This is a genomic window from Stenotrophomonas sp. STEN022, assembly GCF_056760155.1.
Window position 1 is genome coordinate 1 of the sequence record NZ_JBRREG010000059.1, and the last position, 18892, is coordinate 18892.

Genomic DNA, 18892 nt, shown 5'->3' on the forward strand with positions numbered 1-18892 from the left:
CTCGGCTGGAGCGTTACCAGTAAAGCCTCTGCCGAGCATGGCTCGGCACTACGCTTCTGCCCCCTCCCTTGCGCCGAAGGCGGAGGGGAGGGTTGGGGAGGGGTAGCTCTTCGCGTTTGCAGCAATTTGCGCTTTGCGGCTTACGCCGTGCCTACAACAGCATGATCAGGCCCGGCTTGACGCTGCATCTGTAGAGCCGAGCCACGCTCGGCTAGGGGCGTTACCGGTTAAGCCCTGCCGAGCATGGCTCGGCACTACGATTCTGCCCCTGTTACTTCTTGTTCGGCACTTCAAAACCCAGCTTGTCCACCTGCTGTGGGTGCTGCGGCACGCGCTTGAGCTTGTCGGTGTTGACGTCGTACTTGTCACGCAGGCGCGTGGCCAACTGGCGGTAGGTGGCGTTGTCCATGTCCGGCTCGCGGGCGAAGATCCACGCCATCTCGCGGCCCGGGTAGCCAATCAGCGCCCAGGAATAATCCGGCGCCACTTCCAGAATGCGGGTGTGGGTAGGCACGATCCGGTAGAACCAGGTGCGCCAGCGACGGTTGCCGCTGTCTTCGTCCACCTTGGCGCGGATGTCGATCTCTTCCTCCGGCTCGGCAAAGCCGTCGCGGAACTGATACTTGATCGAGACCTTGTCGTCGTCGCGCAAGGTATAGGTGTTGACGCTGGCCACGTGGCCGCGCTCGATGAAGTTGGGCACCCGGCCGATCACATACCAGCGGCCCATGAAGCGCTGCAGGTCAATCGGGCCCTCGGCGATTCCCTCCACCGTCGTCGTCGCCGGCGCAGCTTCCTGTGCAAGAGCGGGGCTCAGCGGCAGGGCGAGACTCAACAACATGGCGGACACAAAGACGGGAATCGGTCGCATTACGGGTAGGGCACCTATGAAGGTCAGGGCTGCATGTTCGACGGGCAGCGATACGCCCGTCAATGGCAGGTCGCAGTCTGTGAGATGGCGGCCACCGAGGATGCACTCCAACACAGCCATGTTGCCGGAGAACGTCATGACCAAGCCGCTCGCATCGTCATCCCGTCGTAACGCGCCCGAAGCGCCTGACCCGCAGGTGTTGCGCTGCGTCAGACAGGCCGCCCTGGCTGGCCTGGCGCTGGTGCTGGTGTGGCCAGCGGCGCGCGGCCACAGCGACTGGATCGGCTGGCTGCCGTTGTGGCTGCTGGGCATGCCGCTGAGCGCCTGGTGGGCGTTGTATCGCTTTCGCCTACCCGCAGCTTGGCGGAATCGCCACGCCAAGCCGCGTAAGCGCGGCCCTCAGGCCACCCGTGGCCGTCGTCCGGCCCGGCGCCGCCTGCCACAGGCGGCCTGACCTTCGACACGTGGGGTTAGGTAGGGGGCTGTGTTAGCGTTCGCGGCTTATGATCGCGTGGAGCCAACATGTCCCGACTCACTTCTGCCTGCCTTGTGGCGGGTCTGCTTTCTTCCGGCCTGGCCGGGGCCGCCATGGCCGCTGACGATTCCCAGGACAAGTACGCCTGGCTGGAAGACGTCACCGGCGACAAACAGCTGGGCTGGGTGAAGGAGCAGAACGCCAAGTCCGAAGGCCGCCTGGCCGTGACCCCACAGTTCAAGGCGATGGAAGCGGGCATCCGTGAGGTGCTGGATTCCGATGCCAAGATCCCGGGTGTGCAGAAGATCGGCGATTACTACTACAACTTCTGGAAGGACAAGCAGCACGAGCGCGGCGTCTGGCGCCGCACCACGCTGGTCGAATACCGCAAGGCCGAGCCGCTGTGGGAAACCGTGCTGGACCTGGACGCGCTGAACAAGGCCGAGGGCGAGAACTGGGTGTGGCACGGTGCCAACTGCCTGCGCCCGGAATACACCCGCTGCCTGATCGCGCTGTCGCGCGGTGGTGCCGATGCCGATGTCACCCGCGAGTTCGACATCTCCAGGAAGGATTGGATCAAGGACGGCTTCTTCCGTGCCGAGGCCAAGGGCGGCCTGGGCTGGATCGACCAGGACAACGTCTTCGTCTACACCGACTTCGGACCGGGCTCGATGACCACCTCCGGCTACCCGCGCGTGGTCAAGCGCTGGCAGCGTGGCACCCCGATCACCGCCGCAACCACGGTGTACGAAGGCACGCCAGAGGACATGTACATCTCGGCGATGCACGACGATACGCCGGGCTTCGAGCGTAACTTCGTCAGCCGCACGATCGCGTTCTACAACAACGAACTGTTCCTGATCGGTGCCGACGGCAAGCTGACCAAGGTCGACGCACCGAACTCGGCCGAAAAGGGCATCCGCCGCGAATGGCTGACCCTGGAACTGCGCGAGCCGTGGACCGTCGGTGGCAAGACCTACACCGCAGGTTCGCTGCTGGCAACGAAGTTCGATGACTTCATGGCCGGCAAGCGCGAGTTCGATGTGCTGTTCGCGCCGACCGACACCACCTCGCTGGCCGGAACCACCTGGACCAAGTCGCACGTGGTGTTGAACGTGCTGGACGACGTCAAGAACCGCCTGAAGGTGCTGACCCACGGCAAGGACGGCTGGGCGAGCAGTGATTTCACCGGCGCACCGGCCTTCGGCACCATTGGTGTTGGCGCGGTGGACGCGGATGAAAGCGACGCGGTGTGGATGACCGTCACCGACTACCTGACCCCGACCACGCTGGCCATGGCCGAGATCGGCAAGCAGCCGGAAGTGCTGAAGACCATGCCGGCGTTCTTCGACGCCAGCGACAAGGTGATCGAGCAGCACTTCGCCACCAGCAAGGATGGCACCCGCGTGCCGTACTTCGTGGTGCACGACAAGGCGATGAAGCTGGACGGTTCCAACCCGACCCTGCTGTACGGCTATGGCGGCTTTGAAATCTCGCTGACCCCGGGCTATTCCGGCGGCATGGGCCGCGCCTGGCTGGACAAGGGCGGCGTGTACGTCGTGGCCAATATCCGTGGCGGTGGCGAGTACGGCCCGCGTTGGCACCAGGCGGCGCTGAAGCAGAACCGTCACAAGGCCTACGAGGACATGGCAGCGGTGGCGCAGGATCTGGTCACCCGCAACATCACCTCGGCCAAGCACCTGGGCGTGCAGGGCGGCAGCAACGGCGGTCTGCTGACCGGCAACATGCTGACCCAGTACCCGGAGCTGTTCGGTGCGGTGGTCATCCAGGTTCCGCTGCTGGACATGAAGCGCTACAGCCACCTGCTGGCCGGTGCCTCGTGGATGGCCGAGTACGGCAACCCGGATACGGCGGATTGGGAGTTCATCAAGACCTTCTCGCCGTACCACCTGTTCGATCCTGCCAAGAGCTACCCGCCGGTGCTGTTCACCACCTCCACCCGCGATGACCGCGTCCACCCGGGCCACGCCCGCAAGATGGCGGCCAAGATGATCGACGCAGGCAAGGACGTGACCTACTACGAGAACATCGAGGGTGGTCATGGTGGCGCTGCGAACAATGCGCAGGACGCGCATATGAAGGCACTTGCTTACAGCTTCCTGTGGGAACAGCTGAGCAAGAAGTGATGCTTGGTTTGAAGTGATTTTGCTTTGAAGTGATGCAAAACAAACGCCACCGAAAGGTGGCGTTTGTTTTTGCTCTTGCTTAAGCCCCTCTCCCGCTTGCGGGGTGAAAGAGGGGCGTTTACAAACCATCGGTTTGTGCCCCTGTTGAACGCACTTGCGCCAGCGCAAGGGCCGGGGCGCGGAGCGGGGGTTGGGGTGAGGGCAAGGGCGGAGTCTCGTTAGTGAATTGCGGTAGGCATTTCAAAAGCTCAAAAGCTCAAAAGCTCAAAAGCTCAAAAGCTCAACAGCTCAAAAGCTCAAAAGCTCAACAGCTCAAAAGCTCAACAGCTCAAAAGCTCAACAGCTCAAAAGCTCAAAAGCTCAAAAGCTCCCCCCCATCCGCCCTCCGGGCACCTTCCCCCGCAAGCGGGGGAAGGGAATGGCGAAAGCCAAAACCAAAACCAAAACCAAAGCCAAAGCCAAAGCCAAAGCATTCCTCCTTGCCGCTTGAGGCCTCGCTTCTGCCCCCTCCCTTTCGCCGCAGGCGAAGGGGAGGGCTGGGGAGGGGTATCTTTAGCCTTTAGCCTTTAGCCTTTCGCTTTTAGCTCTCAGTTCTCAGCCAACTTTCCTAGCCAACCAACTCTCCAATCCCCGCCCAATCCGCTCAACCGCCTCCTGCAAACGCCCAACATCCTGCGTATACGCAATCCGCACATGCTGGTTCGCCCGATAGTTCCCAAAATCCAAGCCAGGCGTAAACGCCACATGCTCGGTCTCAAGGAAGTGCGCACAAAACGCCTGCGCATCATCGGTGAACGCACTCACGTCGCAGTACAGGTAGAACGCACCCTGCGGCTCCACATCAATGCGGAACCCAAGTGCCCGCAACGCTGGCAGCAGGTAATCCCGTCGCTGCCGGAACTGCTCGCGGCGCTGTTCGAAGATCGCAATCGTCTCCGGCTCGAAACACGCCAAGGCCGCATGCTGCGCCATCGACGGCGCGCTGATGTACAGGTTCTGCGCAAGCTTCTCCAGCTCCGGTACCGCACGCGGCGGAGCCACCAGCCAACCCAGCCGCCAGCCAGTCATGCCGAAGTACTTGGAGAAGCTGTTCAACACGAAGGCTTCGTCATCCACTTCCAGCACGCTGGGCGCATCAAAGCCGTAGGTCAGCCCGTGGTAGATCTCATCCACCACCAGATGCCCACCGCGCTCCTTCAGCGCTGCAGACAAGCCAGCCAACTGCCCGGCATCCAGGGTGGTGCCAGTCGGATTGGCAGGTGAAGCTACCAGCGCTCCAACACTGCCAGCATTCCAATTGGCCGCAATCGACTCAGGGGTCAGCTGATAGCCACTTTCAGGCCCCACCGGCACCAGCTGCGCCGCGCCTTCCACCAAACGCAGGAAATGCCGGTTGCAGGGATAGCCGGGGTCGGCCAGCAGCCAGTGCTTGTCCGGGTCCACCAGCAGGCTGGAGGCCAGTAGCAGTGCGCCCGAGCCACCCGGGGTAACCAGGATTCGCTCCGGGTCGATATCCAGCCCGTAGCGCTGGCCGTAGAAGCCAGCAATAGCCTGGCGCAGGGTAGGCAGGCCGCGAGCTGCGGTGTAGCGGGTGTGGCCGGCGGCCAGTGCGGCCTGGCCGGCTCGGACGATGGGCTCGGCGGTGGTGAAATCCGGCTCGCCGATCTCCAGGTGGATCACGTCGTGGCCTTGCTGCTCCAGTGCGTTGGCGCGGGCCAGCAGCGACATGACGTGGAAGGGCGCGATCTCCTGACTGCGGCGGCTGTATGGGGCGTGTGGGGTGTGGGGCGTGTTCATCGCTGCATGATAGGCGCCGTTGATGGCAGCGGGGCAAGCGCCGGGCATGGCACACTGTGGCCTGCTGCACTGGATGCACCACCGCTGTTCCGGAGTGAACCTGATGAAACCTCTTCTTTGCCTGTTGGTTGCAAGCCTGATGATCAATACCGCCGCCGCGTCCCAGCCCACCCCGCCTGATGTCGAGAAGCGCCCGCATACGGTGACAGCGCCGTTCGGTGCGCAGCGCGAGGATGCGTATTACTGGCTGCGCGACGACGAGCGCAAGGAGCCGGCGATGCTGGCCTACCTCAACGCCGAGAACGCCTACACCGACGCCCTGATGGCGCCGCTCAAACCGCTGCAGGACAAGCTCTACGCCGAGATCGTCGGCCGCATCAAGCAGGACGATGCCAGCGTGCCGTACCGCGAGCGCGGCTACTGGTATTACACCCGCTACGAGACCGGCAAGGATTACCCCATCCACGCCCGCCGCAAGGGCGACATGCAGGCGCAGGAAGAAGTGCTGCTGGATCTCAACGTGCTGGCCGAAGGCAAGGGTTACTTCGGCATCGACGACATGGACATCAGCCGCGACAACAAGCTGCTGGCCTTTGCCGAAGACGCCGTCGGCCGCCGCCAGTACACCATCCGCTTCAAGGACCTGGCCACCGGCAAGATGCTGGACGACGTGATCGAGGGCGTGTCGGCCAATGTGATCTGGGCCGATGACAGCCGCACGCTGTTCTACGTCGAGAACGACCCGGAAACCCTGCTCACCGTGCGCGTCAAGAAGCACGTGCTCGGCACCCCGGCCAGCGCCGACGTGCTGGTCTACGAGGAGAAGGACGACAGCTTCTACATGGGCATCGGTCGCACCCGCGACGACCGTTTCATCACCATCGGCGTGGACAGCACCGTCTCCTCCGAGCTGCGTTACACCTCTGCCGCCAACCCGGGCGAATTCACTGTGCTGGCCAAGCGCGAGCGCGACGTCGAATACGACGCTGACCACTACAACGGCCAGTGGGTGATCCGCACCAATGCCGATGGCGCCACCAACTTCAAGCTGGTCACCGCGCCGGAAGGTGCCACTGATCGCAAGCAGTGGAAGGATTGGGTCAAGCATGATCCGCAGGTGCTGATCGAAGGCTTCGAGCTGTTCGACGGCTATACCGCCATCGCCGAGCGCGCCGAAGCGTTGGAGCGCGTGCGCCTGCTGTTTGCCGATGGCCGCAGCGAGTTCGTCAAAGCCGATGAGCCGGCCTACTCGATGGGTTTGTCGGTCAACGCAGAACCCGATACCGAATGGCTGCGTTACAGCTACACCTCGCTGACCACGCCGGCCACGACCTACGAACTCAACGTCAAGACCGGCGAGCGCCGCCTGCTCAAGCAGCAACCGGTGATCGGCTATGACCCGAGCAAGTACGAAACCGAGCGCGTCTGGGTGACCGCCCGCGATGGCGCACGCATCCCGGTGTCGCTGGTCTACAAGAAGGGCTTCAAGAAGGACGGCACTGCCGCCCTCTACCAGTACGCCTACGGCAGCTACGGCATGTCGATGGACCCCAACTTCAACCAGAGCGTGGTCAGCCTGCTTGATCGTGGCGTGGTCTATGCCATCGCCCACATCCGCGGCGGCCAGGAAATGGGCCGCAGCTGGTACGACGACGGCAAGCTGCTGCACAAGCAGAACACCTTCAACGACTTTGTCGATGTAACCCGCGCGCTGGTCGCACAGGGCTATGCCGCCAAGGACCGCGTCGCGGCCTCGGGCGGCAGCGCTGGTGGCCTGCTGATGGGCGCGGTGGCCAACCAGGCCCCGGGCGATTACCGGGTGATGGTTGCGCAGGTGCCGTTCGTCGACGTGGTCACCACCATGCTCGATGCCAGCATCCCGCTGACCACCAACGAGTACGACGAGTGGGGCAATCCGGAGCAGAAGCAGTACTACGACTACATGCTCAAGTACTCGCCGTACGACAACGTCACCGCTCAGGCCTATCCGTCGCTGTTCGTCGGCACCGGCCTGTGGGACTCGCAGGTGCAGTACTGGGAGCCGGCCAAGTGGGTGGCCAAGCTGCGTGATATCAACACCGGCAGCCAGCCCATCGTGTTCCGCACCAACATGGAAGCCGGCCACGGCGGCAAGTCCGGCCGCTTCCAGCGTTACAAGGAACAGGCCGAGTCCTTCGCCTTCGTGCTGGGGCAGTTGGGCCTGGCTGACTGACGCAGCCGGGTCGTAGCGATGCCTGATACACCGCCGCCACGTGATCCTCCCGGTCCACGCACGCGCCCACCGCGCCTGCGCTGGGCGTGGTGGCTGCTGGCCTATGTCAGCCTGGGCGTGGGCATCATCGGCATCTTCGTGCCGGGGCTGCCCACCACCGTGTTCGTGCTGATTTCGGCCTGGGCGGCCTCGCATGGCTCCGAGCGGCTGCACCGCTGGCTGCTGGACCACCCGCGCTTCGGTCCGGCCATCCGCGACTGGCAGGCGCACGGCGCGGTCAGCCGCAAGGGCAAGTGGATGGCCAGCCTGACCATGCTGGCCTGTGCCCTGATCACCCTGTGGTGCGTGCCGCTGGCCTGGGTGAAGTGGACCTCGATCAGCATCATGGCCTGCGTCTGCCTGTGGCTGTGGCTGCGCCCCTTGCCCCCAGGCGAACGCTGAACGGCGCGCGGCCGCGGTTCGGACTTCGCGGTCCAGTGGCTATACTCGGGGGATGAACAAGACGTCCCGTTTCCTGATTCTCATCCCGGCGGCCTTCCTGCTGCTGGGTCTCAGTGCCTGCGGCAACAAGGGCCCCTTGGTAATGCCGCAGAAGCCGGTGCCGATCGAGGAACAGGAAGTCACCCCGGCTGACCAGCCCGCCACTGAAAAGCCCGACCCGGCCGCCGACAAGAAGGCCGACGAAGCCATTGAAGACGGAACCGGTGGTGCTGGCGTAAATGGGTAAGTCAGCAACAGGGCGCATGCGCTTCAGCAAGATGCATGGCGCCGGCAATGATTTCGTGGTGTTGGACCTGCGTGACGGCACCCCGCCGCCGAATGCCGAGCAGGCAGCGCTGCTGGCCGACCGCCATCGCGGTGTCGGCTGCGACCAGATCCTGACCATCGAGGCTCCGCGCAGCGAAGGCGCGGTAGCGTCCTACCGCATCTGGAACTCCGACGGCTCCACCTCGCAGCAATGCGGCAACGGCGCGCGATGTGTGGCCGCCTGGCTGGTACGCGACGGCGCGGCGCAGGGCGACGACTTCATCATCGACAGCCCCACCCGCACCCACGCCGTGCAGCGCCTGGCCAATGGCGAATACGCCGTGGCCATGGGCAAGCCCGAGTTCGAGCCGGAACAGATTCCGCTGCTCGGTTTTCCGCGTGCGCGCGAGGAATACATGACCTCGCTGCAGGGCGAGAACGTGCGCTTCGGCGCCGTATCGATGGGCAACCCGCATGCTGTGCTGGAAGTCGGCTCGGTGGATGCCGCACCGGTCGAGCGGGTAGGGCCCTTGCTGCAGCAGAACCCCTCGTTCCCGGAATCGGTGAATGTCGGCTTCGCCCAGGTGATGGATGCCGGCCACGCCCGCCTGCGCGTGTACGAGCGCGGCGTTGGAGAGACCCTGGCCTGCGGCAGCGGCGCCTGCGCGGCGGCGGTGGTGCTGATGCAGCGCGGCCGCCTACAGCGCGATGCACTGATCTCCTTGCCCGGTGGCGACCTGCGTATCCAATGGCCGGCAGACGATGCCGAGATCGTGATGTCCGGCCCGGCAGCATTCGTATTCGACGGAGAGTGGATGGGATGAACGACACAGTCGAGAAAATCGGTGCCCATGAAGTTGCAGCCTGGCTGCGGCGTCATCCGACCTTCCTCAAGCAGTTCCCCGATCTGGCACTGACCATGGTGGTGCCGCGCGACGACGGCCCGACCGCCTCGCTCGCCAGCTACCAGCTGGAAGTGCTGCGCGACAAGAACCGCGAGCTGTCGCGGCGCTTGGCCGACCTCGGCGCCAACGCACAGATCAATGAACGCCTGGCCGTGCGTACCCACCAGCTGACGCTGGCGCTGATGCGCCAGACCAGCGCCGCCGACACCCTGCGCGCGATGGCCGCCTCGCTGGAAGAAGATTTTGCCGGCGACCTGGTGCGCATCGTCTCCTTCGACGACGTGCCGGAACCGGCCGAAGCACCGTGGCTGCAGGTCATCGCCAAGGACGACGCCAAGCTGGCGCCGTTCCACGACTGCCTGCAGGACGGCGAGCCCATCTGCGGCCGCCTGCAGCAGGAAAAGAACGACGTGCTGTATGGCGAGCGGGTCAACGAAGTGTCGTCCACCGCACTGTTGCCGCTGCCGGGCGTAGGCCTGATCGCGGTAGGCAGCTACGACCCCAACCGCTTCTATCCCGGCATGGGCACGCTGTTCCTGCGCATGATGGGCGAATCGCTGGTGACGGGCCTGCAGCGCTTCCGCAGCGCTTGAGTGGTGTGTGCCTGTTAGGAGAGGAAGCGTATGCGTGTAAGTCTTTTCAAAGATAGCCATGCATCTTTTCTGCAGGCGCTTGACGATGCCGGCCTCCAGTATGAGGAGATTGAGCCGGTTCCAGGTCAAATCTTGGCCTCCGGAGCTATGGTCGTCGTTGCCCAAACAGCAGCCATCGCTGGCTCGATAGCTACCGTTCTGGTCGCGTGGCTTAAGGCTCGATCAAGCAGGAAGATTCTTATCACGCTTGAAGACAACAGAAGTATTCAACTTGAAGGCTATTCAGTGCAGCAGGTTGAGCAACTCCTGCCTTTGGTAAGGCAGATGAGCGCCATTGATACCAAGCCTGCAGCTGAGCCTGTTGATCCAAGCAAGTCAGAACCTGCGGATGAGTAAGGTTCTGCCAGACATTCGGCGATGAGCGCCGTCCAGGCATTCCTGTCCTATCTGCAGGTCGAGCGCCGCATGTCGGCGCACACGCTCGACGCCTACCAGCGCGACCTCGCCGCGCTCACGCAATGGTGCGAAGCGCATGACGTCGCCGATCCGCAAGCAGTACAAGGCGACCAGCTGCGCGAGTTCATCGCCAGTGAGCACCGCCGCGGCCTGTCGGCCAAAAGCCTGCAGCGGCGCCTGTCGGCCTGCCGCAGCTTCTACGCCTGGCTGCTGAAAAACAACGTCATCGACAACAGCCCCGCCGCCGGCCTGCGCGCGCCCAAAGCACCGCGCAAACTGCCGCAGGTGCTGGACGCCGACGAAGCCGTGCAACTGGTCGAACTACCTACCGACGCACCGCTCGGCCTGCGCGACCGCGCGCTGCTCGAATTGTTCTATTCCTCAGGCCTGCGCCTGAGCGAACTCTGCGCCATGCGTTGGCGCGACCTCGATACCGCCACCGGCATCGTGCTTGTGCACGGCAAAGGCAACCGCGAACGCACCGTGCCGGTCGGCTCGCATGCAATGAATGCATTGCAGGAATGGCGCAGGGAAAGCGGCGGCACCGGCGAGAAACCAGTATTCCCGGGGCGCAGCGGCGGACCGATCAGCCAACGCGCCGTACAGATCCGCATCAAGCAACTGGCGCAACGCCAGGGCCTGTTCAAGAACGTGCATCCGCATATGCTGCGGCACAGTTTCGCCAGCCATATTCTGGAATCGTCAGGCGACCTGCGAGGTGTGCAGGAGCTGCTGGGGCATGCGGATATTGCTACCACGCAGATTTATACGCATCTGGATTTCCAGCATCTGGCGAAGGTTTATGATGCTGCGCATCCTAGAGCGAAGCGAAAGAGTTGAGTTTCATGAAAAATCGTTCGCACCAGGAAGGAAAGCGAGGTGCAGAACGTTTGGTTTTTGCAGGTATCTCACTTTCATTAACAACTATTGCTTGATAACTACTGCCTCCTTGTCCTGGTGATTTTGATGACAATTCTGCTTGAATTATTACTACTTGGGTGTGGTGATTTCTGTCGGTTGACTTACCTTCGAGCTACTCTACCAAAAACGTATATGGCCTTTCGCCATACTGTTAAATGTTCTTTCTTGGGTTCGCGGCTAAGGTTTCTATCGCTTCCCTCTCCTTTTAGTACTGCTTCGGAGAAGATATTAATGACAAAGTGGCGAAGACAGAGGGATGAGGCGACAACGAGAATCATTGAAAGAGCGATTTCCCAATTGGAGGTTGTGTCTGAAATGACGCGGAGTGGCATTGCGAAAGGCATCGTTGGCGGGAGGAACGAAAGGGTAACGATAAATCCGTTGTCGGGCTCTTTTGCGCCACCAAGGCAAAGCAGAAGGCAGGTCATTGGCAGCAGGATCAGCGTATTCCTTATCGGGGATGTAGAGTTTGGAAGTAGTGTTGAGGCAAGGGCGAAAATAAGGCTCCAAAACAGCAGGCCTAGTGCTCCGCTTGCGAGGGCTATCAATAGATGATGCCCATCTCTTGCCGCTGCGTAAATATGCGATATGTCTATGATTCCCAATATTGTTGCTGCGGTTACGCCATATGCTGCGTAAGAAACGACTGTCTTGAGCCCATGTAGTCCGGCCGCGATCATTTTTCCGTCTATCCAGACTGCGGGCGTAATGGCAGCTAGGACTATTTCGCTGATTCTCCCAAACTTCTCCCCTGCGATCCCTTGCATTATTATGGCCAGTGCGGAAATTACTCCCATGACTGTTAGTATCATTATGCAGATGGAGATCGAATAGCTTCTGGAACTAGCGGAGTCCGCTGTTCCTTCTGCAGCGTGTGAGACCAGCTGAAGAGGACGGGTGATTTCGCTAAATTGTTGCTCTGATAACCCTTCCCGCTGCGAGCTGATTTTTAGATGGATCGGTGTGAAGCTTTCTGCAAGCGCGTCCTGCCAGTGCACTCTGTTACTCGTGTAAAGGCGATAGATCGCGGGCTCCTGCTCCACCAGAAGGCCAGCTAGTTCGCCGCTGTAAACTTTCTTGATGGAATCCTCGTGGGCCTCTGGCGCAGTGGCGATGAAGCTAAATCGCTTGGATGAAGGGTTGGTAAGTGAGTTGGCGCTTGATGTTTCTATTCCAATATTCATTCCTGTAGGTGCTGACAGCAGTATCAGCGCATCGCCGCCAAAGCGGATAAGAGCTATCAACGCGAGGATTGAAAGGCTGATGATCTCTCCTTTGAGATCAAAGAATCTTAGAAATTCGAAGCGCGCCACGTCTAAGACTCTACGGTCCATTCTGGACTCCAGATCGATTGGATGTGATTGCGGATACGTAAGCTTGGTGGAGGTCGGGTCGCGTAAATTCGATGTCTAGAATCGCATCATGGGAGCTGATTTCCACGAGTGCGGCGGTAAGTTCGCTCAGGGTTGTGGTAGGAAATTCGATTGTTAGTCTATTCTCTCGACGCTTCGTCATCCTATGGGGCGGAAGATTGCCGAAAGTTGGTGAGGAACCCTGTTTTATAAACAGAGTGACGGTGCGCATCGAAGGTTCCCTGTTCTCAATACGGGCCATTTCAAAGCCAGTTATGGTTGAGGTGCGCCCTGACTGAATGAGTGTGATGGTTGAGGCTATTCGTTCAACCAGTGCAAGCTGGTGTGCAGAAATGAGAATCGCAGCGCCGGCGTTCGCGCATTCGATCAGGAGGTCCGAAACGCAATCTTGATTGATAGGATCCAGTCCAGAAAACGGTTCATCAAGTACAAGGAGGCGGGGGGAATGCATCAGGCACGCCGCTAGTTGCAGCTTTTGTTGATTCCCCTTGGATAAAGATCTGACCTTTTCACTCCTTTTGGGGTGGAGGTCGAGGCGGTGGAACCATTGCTCCAGTAACTCAGGAATTCTCGGGGTGCCTATTGCGCGCAAGCGTGCCCAATATTTCAATAGCTGCTCTGCAGTGACATCTTGGTATAGGCCACGCTCTTCAGGAAGAAATCCCAGTTGTTCTTTGGGAAGCGCTTTTTGGATGGCTTGACCACACCACAGAACTTGGCCAGCATTCGGCCGAGTAAGTCCTGCGATGACGCGGAATGTTGTTGATTTTCCGGCTCCATTTGGGCCAATGAGTGCGGCTATACTGCCCTGCTCAACGACGAACGAGGCATCATCAATTGCAATTACTTCGCCGAACTTTTTTTTTACTGATTCAACCTGGAGCACTTCAGTACCTCCGTCCCATTTCAAGCGAGAGCTTCGATCTCTGCAGTCCGAACCTGACGCCAGCCTCGGAGAAAAGCTGAGTCGCTGTCGCGTACCGCTGACCAGATGGCTAGAGCTTCTTCCGGCCCACGTGCAGCATTGGCTAACGCGTCAAAAGCGGCGAGACGAAAGCGCTCGATCTCATGTGTTGTAGCGATGTTTTTGAGAATTTCTTTGTGCTCGTCGTTCCCCAATGCAGCCGCTGCGCCGAATAGGGATCCGGCAGATGTGCGGTTGATGAGCGCTGATATTCTTCCGCTACCCAAGTCAAACGCATACTGATCCATCATCGAAGCCCTTATGGAGTTTTCCATGATGTTCAATGAAACCGAGAACGAGGTTGGTGGCAATTGATTATGAATGTCTGTAAAGGCCCGATAGAGGAGGATCTTGCCCTTGGAGAGGTTGCTTCTCTCAATATGTCGAAGTTTTGCTATCTCTCCCTTGAATCCATTGCATTCCTCATAGTCGTATTCGAAATAATCACTGCCATACCCAGGACCTTGGTAGCCAACTGTCAGAAAATTGAAGTTGTGATCATGCGGTTTGTGATAAAAGAATGGCTCGGTGCCGCTTGTCTTGACCATTTGGTCGGCAATAGCCGGCCATAGACAGGCTCGTAGAAAGAAGGGTTGTCCACTCCGCTGCGGTGGATACATCATGAAGACCTGGGCGGAATAGCTATTTGACGTCTGAAGGTTGCGGTAATCCTTCAGCTCGGAGCAAATCATTTCTGCAAGGAATCTCCGATTGTTCGATAGCTGTTTGAGTGCAGTTGATGCCGATGCCAGTGAGTCTTGATCCATTGGTTCAATTTTGTTTTCAAACAAAAACTCAATCAGATCGCCAAGCTCGATCGAGGCGCTGTCGTCAGAATTGATTTCTATCGGCATTTTCGTTCACCTTGATAAGTGCGACTGTCTTGGAGGCGGCTTCACGGACTTGCGGATGCTTGTCTTGATCTACCATGCGGTTGAGATGCGGAACAGACGCGCCTGAATCCAAGGCAATGGCCTCTCGCATGGCATGCCATCGCACAAAATGATCGGGGTGCTTCGTTGCTATAGCGATTAGATGTTCTACACCCATGTGCCAGTCCAGCTCTCGGACGAGAGTCGCGAGGAGTTGTATACGGGAGGACTTCATGTCCGCTGCAGTGAAGGAATGAAGCTTTCCTTCCATGTCGTAGTGAACGTTCACCGCCGTTCTCGGTGTGTTGCGAGTTGCAATGGCAAATAATATGGGCGACTCGCAGCTGGCGATAGACATCCCCGTCGATCCGCCTTCAAGGAATAGCGTATCCCCATCGGTGATTTTTCTGTCTGCCTGTTGATGCATTTCGCGGAAGGAAAGAGGATCTTCGCGATTGAAGGGTTCTGCCAGCCAAAGATTGAGCGTGGCATTGCCACCTTTTATGAACTTGATGAACGAATCCGTGCCTTGCATGGTTATGCCGGAAACGCTGGCGTCGTTCTTTCGCGACTTCTTGATTCGATGTGCGATTGGCCCAATCGAAACCAATGAGACGCGCAGCTGATCGCTGTCAAATAGCACGATACCGGTGAGCGCTTCGCTGTCGATTGTTCTGGCTGTCGTGGCGTAGAGAGGTCTGCTTGCGAATCGGCGCAGTTCCTCCGATACGAGCTCATCAATTCGCTCCTTGGAAATTATAGATGCCGCTTCGTACAGTTTGGCTCGCACCGCATCCGAGCTCTGTTCGTTGGACAAGGACTCGGCTATTGATCTCAATGGGCCGATTGCACCACATGAACTCAAGCGTCCCTCCAAACTAAGAGCCTCGTCTGAGAGCCTGAAGAATTCCTTCTGGTAATAGGGATCATTGCATATGGCTAGAACTTTATCCGGATTCTTCATCGCTTTATTCGCTTCCTAAAGCCGACGCAAGCTTCTGCCTGCGCCGGCGGTCTTCTAGCGGATCTGTTGATTGATGAATACACCAGCCACGACGCCCAGCGCGAAGCACGCTGGACCAACCGAGTCATCAAACCCGGCATTGCCGTGGATCGCGACCTCTCGCGTAAGTGTTGGAAGGTTTTTTATGTCTGACATTTTCAACTCCGCTTTTATGCTAGAGGACGGCTACGATTACCATGACGACCACAGAGACCGGTTCGATGGTTGACTCCAGTTGTGAACTGCCATTGATACCCACGTCGACTTGCAAGCTGGGTATAGATAAGGCTATTTGGTGCTGCATTGGATCCTCCTTTCGAAACGAGCTTTCCTGAGCGTCGCGAATATTGAGCCAGTACGGGGCTGTTATTGCGACGTGCTTGTTTTATACGTGTCGAGAGAATTTCGCAAAGTCTCGGGGGGCGTTGTCGCACATGGTTGTTTCGTGTTTTTGGAGCCATTTGCCTAGGTATTTCAGGTGCTTTCGGGGCAGTGGTGGGTGATTCTTACATCAATTTGATGGATTATCTTCCTTGTGGTTAATTGGCAGTTCTTACTTGTTTGCACGAGTTCGTTGAAGTCGTTGAATACGTTGTTTGCGATGCCCGCTGCCACCCGCACGCCTATCTGCGCCCGAATCGAGGATGGTTCTAGGCGCTAGTTGCGCCCTTTGAGAGTAGGTGTTGCTGATAAATAGACGCCATGTCACGGGATAGGGTCGGAAAATGCGGCAATCGACGGAGGCGAGCTATTCAATAGTCCGCAGCTACTTTTTTCGCGGCGCAATCACTTATCGCTTCGCGCGAATCGAAGCAGAGTCTTAGAAAATCGCAGGAGATATAGTTTCGCTTCCAACTGGATCGCACTAGCGAGGGGGCTTCGATTGGTCAGTTGGTTTTGGCTCATCCTGCGGGTCTGCACACTGGTTTGAACCTCTGCTTCGCCCCCCATGACGCCACAATCTGAAGCGGACATACTTCAATGCACCGAATTACCTAGTCTCCACTCGCTTCCTTCCGGGCACCCAAGAACCCATGCTGACGTCTTACCTGCTGTTCTTCTTCGCCGGCCTGGGCGTCTTCAACGGTGCGGCGCTGTCGGTCTACCTGCTATGCCGAAAGCCCGTACGCCCTGCCCAGCGTTGGCTGGCGGCCTTGGTGCTGATGCTGAGCCTGCGCACCGGCAAGTCCGTGCTGGTCTACTTCTGGCCCGACATCTCCAAGCTGGTTCTGCAGGTCGGTTTGACCGCCTGTTTCTTCATTGGCGTTTGCCTGATCGGCTTCGTGCGGGCCTGGCTTGATCCTGATGGCCGGCAGACCCGGAACGATGCAGCAATTGCCTTGGGCCTGCTGGTGCTGGCGACTGCCTTTGGTGTCGCCTGGCCCTATACCGAGAACGTCAGCCTGTGGGCTGGGCCGGTGTGGGCCTCCATCCAGGTGATCTGGCTTGTATGCCTGCTGGTGGCAGCAGGGCAGCTTCTGCGCGGCGGCAAGCAAGTTCGCGCCGATGCGGCGCCTGGCGCGTTGAGCCGCAGCCATGTGGTCTCGGTGATCGTGGGCGTGGGCGTGATCTGGCTGGCCTATGCCACCTCCGGTTTGACCTCGTACATCGTCGGCGCGCTGTCGTTCTCGTTGGTGTTGTACCTGAGCATCAGCGTTGCGCTTGCCCGGCGTAAGCCTGCTTCAGTCGCTGAGCCTTACCGCGACCGCAAGATCGCGCCCAGCGAAGCCGAGGCGACTTTGCGCTCCCTGCATGCGCTGATGGCCGACGAGGGTCTGTACAAGGACGCGGGCCTGACCCTGGCCAAGCTGGCCAAGCGACTCAACATACCCACGGCGCGCTTGTCGCAGCTGCTCAACGACAACCTCAAGACCGCCTTCAAGCCGTACCTGGCGCAGGTCAGGATCGAAGCGGCCAAGCAGTTGCTGCGCGCGCAGGCGTCGGCATCGATGGACGATGTGGCGGAAGCGTCCGGCTTCCTGTCCACCTCCACCTTCTACAGCAGCTTCAAGAAGGTGGAAGGGACCACGCCTGCGGCGTGGCGGCAGGCCCAGTCGCGCTTGGCGGCCGGCTCCTGAAACGTGTTTGGTGAGTCCGCAAACACGCTTCAGTAATTTGATTCGTAAAGGAATTTCGCAGACTTCGGGGCACCCATCCTGCGGAGTCTTTTCATGTCAGTAACGTCTTCCAAGCCGGCCACTGCCGGTGTGCTATCACTGCCAGCACGCCTCATCCGATGGTTCGCCGTGGCCAGCCTGGCGTTGTGGTTCGGCGGGCTTGCACATGCCGATCCGGTCGCGGATCAGCGTGAGATCTCGGTGGTCATCGAGGACTATCTGCGTGGCAGTTCCTACAACCAGCGTGATCGGCTCAGCCGCGCCTTCCATCCCGATGCGCGGCTCTACCTGAGCCAGGGCACGGACGGCATGCGCGAGGTGGGCATCGCCGAATACAGCAGCTGGTTCGGCAAGAACGCGGGGCAGTTCAATGGCCGTGTCGGCCGCCTGCTCGGAATCGAGGTCGAAGGCAACATCGCCACCGCCAAGGCGGAGATTCTGATCAGCAAGGATCAGGCACGCTACGTTGACCTGTTCCTGCTGAAGAAGCTGGAAGGGCGCTGGCTGATCATCAGCAAGACCGCCACCCGCGAAACCGCACCCGCCCATGGCCGCCAGGTGCTGCTGGCGGTGTCCAACGTGGATACCATGCCGGGCACCCGTCTAAGCGCCGGCAACAGCTTTTCGGAGCTGATCCATGCCTATGCCGGCTTCCGTGAGGCCGGCTACGGTGTGCAGTTCGTCAGCCCGGAAGGCGGCGCCGTGCCGCTGGCCTACATCGACACCAGCAATCCCCAGCACAAGGCCAGCATCTACGACGCCGACCTGATGTGGGCGCTGGCCAACACGCGCCGGCCCGACGAGGTGGCTGCCAGCGACTACGCCGCGCTGATGTATATCGGCGGCAGTGCCGCGATGTATGGCGTTGCCGAGCACCCCGGCATGCAACGGTTGGCGGTGCAGATCTATGAGCAACGCGGCGGCATCGTCTCGGCGGTGTGTCACGGCAGCGCCGGGCTGGTGAACCTGACCCTGTCCGATGGCTCCACGCTGGTCAGCGGAAAGCGTGTCACCGGCTATCCCGATGCCTACGAGGATATGAGTGCAGCGTACTACAAGACCTTCCCGTTCTCGATCGAGCAACGCCTGCGCGGAAGCAAAGGCCAGTTCAGCTACGGCGCACGCGGCACATCGCATGTGGAAGTTGATGGCCGGCTCATCACCGGCATGAACTGGGAATCCACCCGTGGCGTGGTGGCTGCGATCATCCAGCGCGTGGAGGCGGAGAGTGCCGCGCTGGAAAACACAGCCCAAGCTGGCGGTTGAGCAACTGCAGCCAAGCCGAACTGCCTGCTGCGAGATGGTAGCGGGGAGGATCGATGGCCATTCTGGATGAGGGCGATTGCAGCCCATCACTTGTTGCGTATCCGGTGTTCATGATCTGCTTGCAGCCTTGTGGTGGAAGCAGGGCGTCTGAACTAGGATTGTGCTTCAAGTCG

The 18892-nt window shown here is 59.8% G+C and carries 18 protein-coding genes; 11 read left to right on the forward strand and 7 right to left on the reverse strand.

Annotated features, from left to right (window positions below; genetic code table 11):
- Nucleotides 1–271 precede the first annotated feature (271 nt).
- A complete protein-coding gene (locus ACVOMF_RS13035) occupies nucleotides 272–871 on the reverse strand; it encodes a lipocalin family protein (protein ID WP_481509706.1) in 600 nt (199 codons plus the stop codon).
- 136 nt (nucleotides 872–1007) lie between these two features.
- On the opposite strand from ACVOMF_RS13035, the gene ACVOMF_RS13040 reads away from it, so the two are divergent.
- Complete coding sequence (locus ACVOMF_RS13040; RefSeq protein ID WP_481509679.1) at nucleotides 1008–1325, forward strand: hypothetical protein; 318 nt, start codon at nucleotides 1008–1010, stop codon at nucleotides 1323–1325.
- Nucleotides 1326–1393: 68 nt separating this feature from the next.
- Nucleotides 1394–3493: a prolyl oligopeptidase family serine peptidase gene (locus tag ACVOMF_RS13045; RefSeq protein ID WP_481509680.1), complete on the forward strand. Its 2100-nt coding sequence runs from the start codon at nucleotides 1394–1396 to the stop codon at nucleotides 3491–3493.
- A 594-nt stretch (nucleotides 3494–4087) separates the two neighbouring features.
- On the opposite strand, the gene ACVOMF_RS13050 is transcribed toward ACVOMF_RS13045, so the two are convergent.
- The gene (locus ACVOMF_RS13050) at nucleotides 4088–5290 is read right to left on the reverse strand and encodes a pyridoxal phosphate-dependent aminotransferase (protein ID WP_481509681.1); all 1203 of its coding nucleotides are present in this window, start codon (nucleotides 5288–5290) and stop codon (nucleotides 4088–4090) included.
- Between the two features lie 103 nt (nucleotides 5291–5393).
- On the opposite strand from ACVOMF_RS13050, the gene ACVOMF_RS13055 reads away from it, so the two are divergent.
- From ACVOMF_RS13055 to xerC, 7 genes are read left to right on the forward strand one after another with little or no spacing between them, the layout of a single operon-like run.
- A complete protein-coding gene (locus tag ACVOMF_RS13055; RefSeq protein ID WP_481509682.1) occupies nucleotides 5394–7502 on the forward strand; it encodes a S9 family peptidase in 2109 nt (702 codons plus the stop codon).
- A gap of 18 nt (nucleotides 7503–7520) precedes the next feature.
- Nucleotides 7521–7943 carry a YbaN family protein gene (locus tag ACVOMF_RS13060; RefSeq protein WP_481509683.1) on the forward strand — a complete coding sequence of 141 codons (423 nt, stop codon included), beginning with the start codon at nucleotides 7521–7523 and terminating at the stop codon, nucleotides 7941–7943.
- A 52-nt stretch (nucleotides 7944–7995) separates the two neighbouring features.
- Nucleotides 7996–8229, forward strand: a complete 234-nt coding sequence (gene lptM, locus ACVOMF_RS13065; protein ID WP_282269555.1) for an LPS translocon maturation chaperone LptM — start codon at nucleotides 7996–7998, stop codon at nucleotides 8227–8229.
- Nucleotides 8222–9073 carry a diaminopimelate epimerase gene (gene dapF / locus ACVOMF_RS13070; protein WP_481509684.1) on the forward strand — a complete coding sequence of 284 codons (852 nt, stop codon included), beginning with the start codon at nucleotides 8222–8224 and terminating at the stop codon, nucleotides 9071–9073. The genes lptM and dapF overlap by 8 nt, the downstream gene beginning before the upstream one ends.
- Nucleotides 9070–9747, forward strand: a complete 678-nt coding sequence (locus tag ACVOMF_RS13075) for a DUF484 family protein (RefSeq protein ID WP_481509685.1) — start codon at nucleotides 9070–9072, stop codon at nucleotides 9745–9747. Before dapF ends, ACVOMF_RS13075 begins: the two co-directional genes overlap by 4 nt.
- A gap of 30 nt (nucleotides 9748–9777) precedes the next feature.
- Nucleotides 9778–10143 carry an effector-associated constant component EACC1 gene (locus ACVOMF_RS13080; protein WP_481509686.1) on the forward strand — a complete coding sequence of 122 codons (366 nt, stop codon included), beginning with the start codon at nucleotides 9778–9780 and terminating at the stop codon, nucleotides 10141–10143.
- A gap of 21 nt (nucleotides 10144–10164) precedes the next feature.
- The gene (xerC, locus tag ACVOMF_RS13085) at nucleotides 10165–11043 is read left to right on the forward strand and encodes a tyrosine recombinase XerC (RefSeq protein ID WP_481509687.1); all 879 of its coding nucleotides are present in this window, start codon (nucleotides 10165–10167) and stop codon (nucleotides 11041–11043) included.
- Nucleotides 11044–11225: 182 nt separating this feature from the next.
- On the opposite strand, the gene ACVOMF_RS13090 is transcribed toward xerC, so the two are convergent.
- Genes ACVOMF_RS13090 through ACVOMF_RS13110 form a run of 5 tightly spaced genes read right to left on the reverse strand, consistent with a single transcriptional unit; the run spans nucleotide 11226 to nucleotide 15492 of the window.
- Nucleotides 11226–12458 carry an ABC transporter permease gene (locus ACVOMF_RS13090; protein WP_481509688.1) on the reverse strand — a complete coding sequence of 411 codons (1233 nt, stop codon included), beginning with the start codon at nucleotides 12456–12458 and terminating at the stop codon, nucleotides 11226–11228.
- On the reverse strand, nucleotides 12448–13407 hold the full coding sequence (locus ACVOMF_RS13095; protein ID WP_481509689.1) for an ABC transporter ATP-binding protein: 960 nt from the start codon (nucleotides 13405–13407) through the stop codon (nucleotides 12448–12450). The genes ACVOMF_RS13090 and ACVOMF_RS13095 overlap by 11 nt, the downstream gene beginning before the upstream one ends.
- Nucleotides 13404–14315, reverse strand: a complete 912-nt coding sequence (locus ACVOMF_RS13100; RefSeq protein WP_481509690.1) for a transposase — start codon at nucleotides 14313–14315, stop codon at nucleotides 13404–13406. The genes ACVOMF_RS13095 and ACVOMF_RS13100 overlap by 4 nt, the downstream gene beginning before the upstream one ends.
- The gene (locus tag ACVOMF_RS13105) at nucleotides 14293–15297 is read right to left on the reverse strand and encodes a hypothetical protein (RefSeq protein WP_481509691.1); all 1005 of its coding nucleotides are present in this window, start codon (nucleotides 15295–15297) and stop codon (nucleotides 14293–14295) included. The genes ACVOMF_RS13100 and ACVOMF_RS13105 overlap by 23 nt, the downstream gene beginning before the upstream one ends.
- A 54-nt stretch (nucleotides 15298–15351) precedes the next feature.
- Entirely contained in the window at nucleotides 15352–15492 is a 141-nt protein-coding gene (locus ACVOMF_RS13110) for a hypothetical protein (protein WP_481509692.1), read from the reverse strand.
- An 878-nt stretch (nucleotides 15493–16370) separates the two neighbouring features.
- Here ACVOMF_RS13110 and ACVOMF_RS13115 point away from each other — a divergent pair.
- The gene (locus ACVOMF_RS13115; RefSeq protein ID WP_481509693.1) at nucleotides 16371–17414 is read left to right on the forward strand and encodes a helix-turn-helix domain-containing protein; all 1044 of its coding nucleotides are present in this window, start codon (nucleotides 16371–16373) and stop codon (nucleotides 17412–17414) included.
- Between the two features lie 93 nt (nucleotides 17415–17507).
- The gene (locus tag ACVOMF_RS13120; protein WP_481509694.1) at nucleotides 17508–18719 is read left to right on the forward strand and encodes a nuclear transport factor 2 family protein; all 1212 of its coding nucleotides are present in this window, start codon (nucleotides 17508–17510) and stop codon (nucleotides 18717–18719) included.
- The last annotated feature ends 173 nt before the right edge of the window (nucleotides 18720–18892 follow it).

What these genes read in the sequence shown, in the direction of transcription:
- ACVOMF_RS13035 (WP_481509706.1), bottom strand. Translation starts at nt 871, where the DNA reads ATGCGACCGATTCCCGTCTTTGTGTCCGCCATGTTGTTGAGTCTCGCC.
- ACVOMF_RS13040 (WP_481509679.1), top strand. Translation starts at nt 1,008, where the DNA reads ATGACCAAGCCGCTCGCATCGTCATCCCGTCGTAACGCGCCCGAAGCG.
- ACVOMF_RS13045 (WP_481509680.1), top strand. Translation starts at nt 1,394, where the DNA reads ATGTCCCGACTCACTTCTGCCTGCCTTGTGGCGGGTCTGCTTTCTTCC.
- ACVOMF_RS13050 (WP_481509681.1), bottom strand. Translation starts at nt 5,290, where the DNA reads ATGAACACGCCCCACACCCCACACGCCCCATACAGCCGCCGCAGTCAG.
- ACVOMF_RS13055 (WP_481509682.1), top strand. Translation starts at nt 5,394, where the DNA reads ATGAAACCTCTTCTTTGCCTGTTGGTTGCAAGCCTGATGATCAATACC.
- ACVOMF_RS13060 (WP_481509683.1), top strand. Translation starts at nt 7,521, where the DNA reads ATGCCTGATACACCGCCGCCACGTGATCCTCCCGGTCCACGCACGCGC.
- lptM (WP_282269555.1), top strand. Translation starts at nt 7,996, where the DNA reads ATGAACAAGACGTCCCGTTTCCTGATTCTCATCCCGGCGGCCTTCCTG.
- dapF (WP_481509684.1), top strand. Translation starts at nt 8,222, where the DNA reads ATGGGTAAGTCAGCAACAGGGCGCATGCGCTTCAGCAAGATGCATGGC.
- ACVOMF_RS13075 (WP_481509685.1), top strand. Translation starts at nt 9,070, where the DNA reads ATGAACGACACAGTCGAGAAAATCGGTGCCCATGAAGTTGCAGCCTGG.
- ACVOMF_RS13080 (WP_481509686.1), top strand. Translation starts at nt 9,778, where the DNA reads ATGCGTGTAAGTCTTTTCAAAGATAGCCATGCATCTTTTCTGCAGGCG.
- xerC (WP_481509687.1), top strand. Translation starts at nt 10,165, where the DNA reads ATGAGCGCCGTCCAGGCATTCCTGTCCTATCTGCAGGTCGAGCGCCGC.
- ACVOMF_RS13090 (WP_481509688.1), bottom strand. Translation starts at nt 12,458, where the DNA reads ATGGACCGTAGAGTCTTAGACGTGGCGCGCTTCGAATTTCTAAGATTC.
- ACVOMF_RS13100 (WP_481509690.1), bottom strand. Translation starts at nt 14,315, where the DNA reads ATGCCGATAGAAATCAATTCTGACGACAGCGCCTCGATCGAGCTTGGC.
- ACVOMF_RS13105 (WP_481509691.1), bottom strand. Translation starts at nt 15,297, where the DNA reads ATGAAGAATCCGGATAAAGTTCTAGCCATATGCAATGATCCCTATTAC.
- ACVOMF_RS13110 (WP_481509692.1), bottom strand. Translation starts at nt 15,492, where the DNA reads ATGTCAGACATAAAAAACCTTCCAACACTTACGCGAGAGGTCGCGATC.
- ACVOMF_RS13115 (WP_481509693.1), top strand. Translation starts at nt 16,371, where the DNA reads ATGCTGACGTCTTACCTGCTGTTCTTCTTCGCCGGCCTGGGCGTCTTC.
- ACVOMF_RS13120 (WP_481509694.1), top strand. Translation starts at nt 17,508, where the DNA reads ATGTCAGTAACGTCTTCCAAGCCGGCCACTGCCGGTGTGCTATCACTG.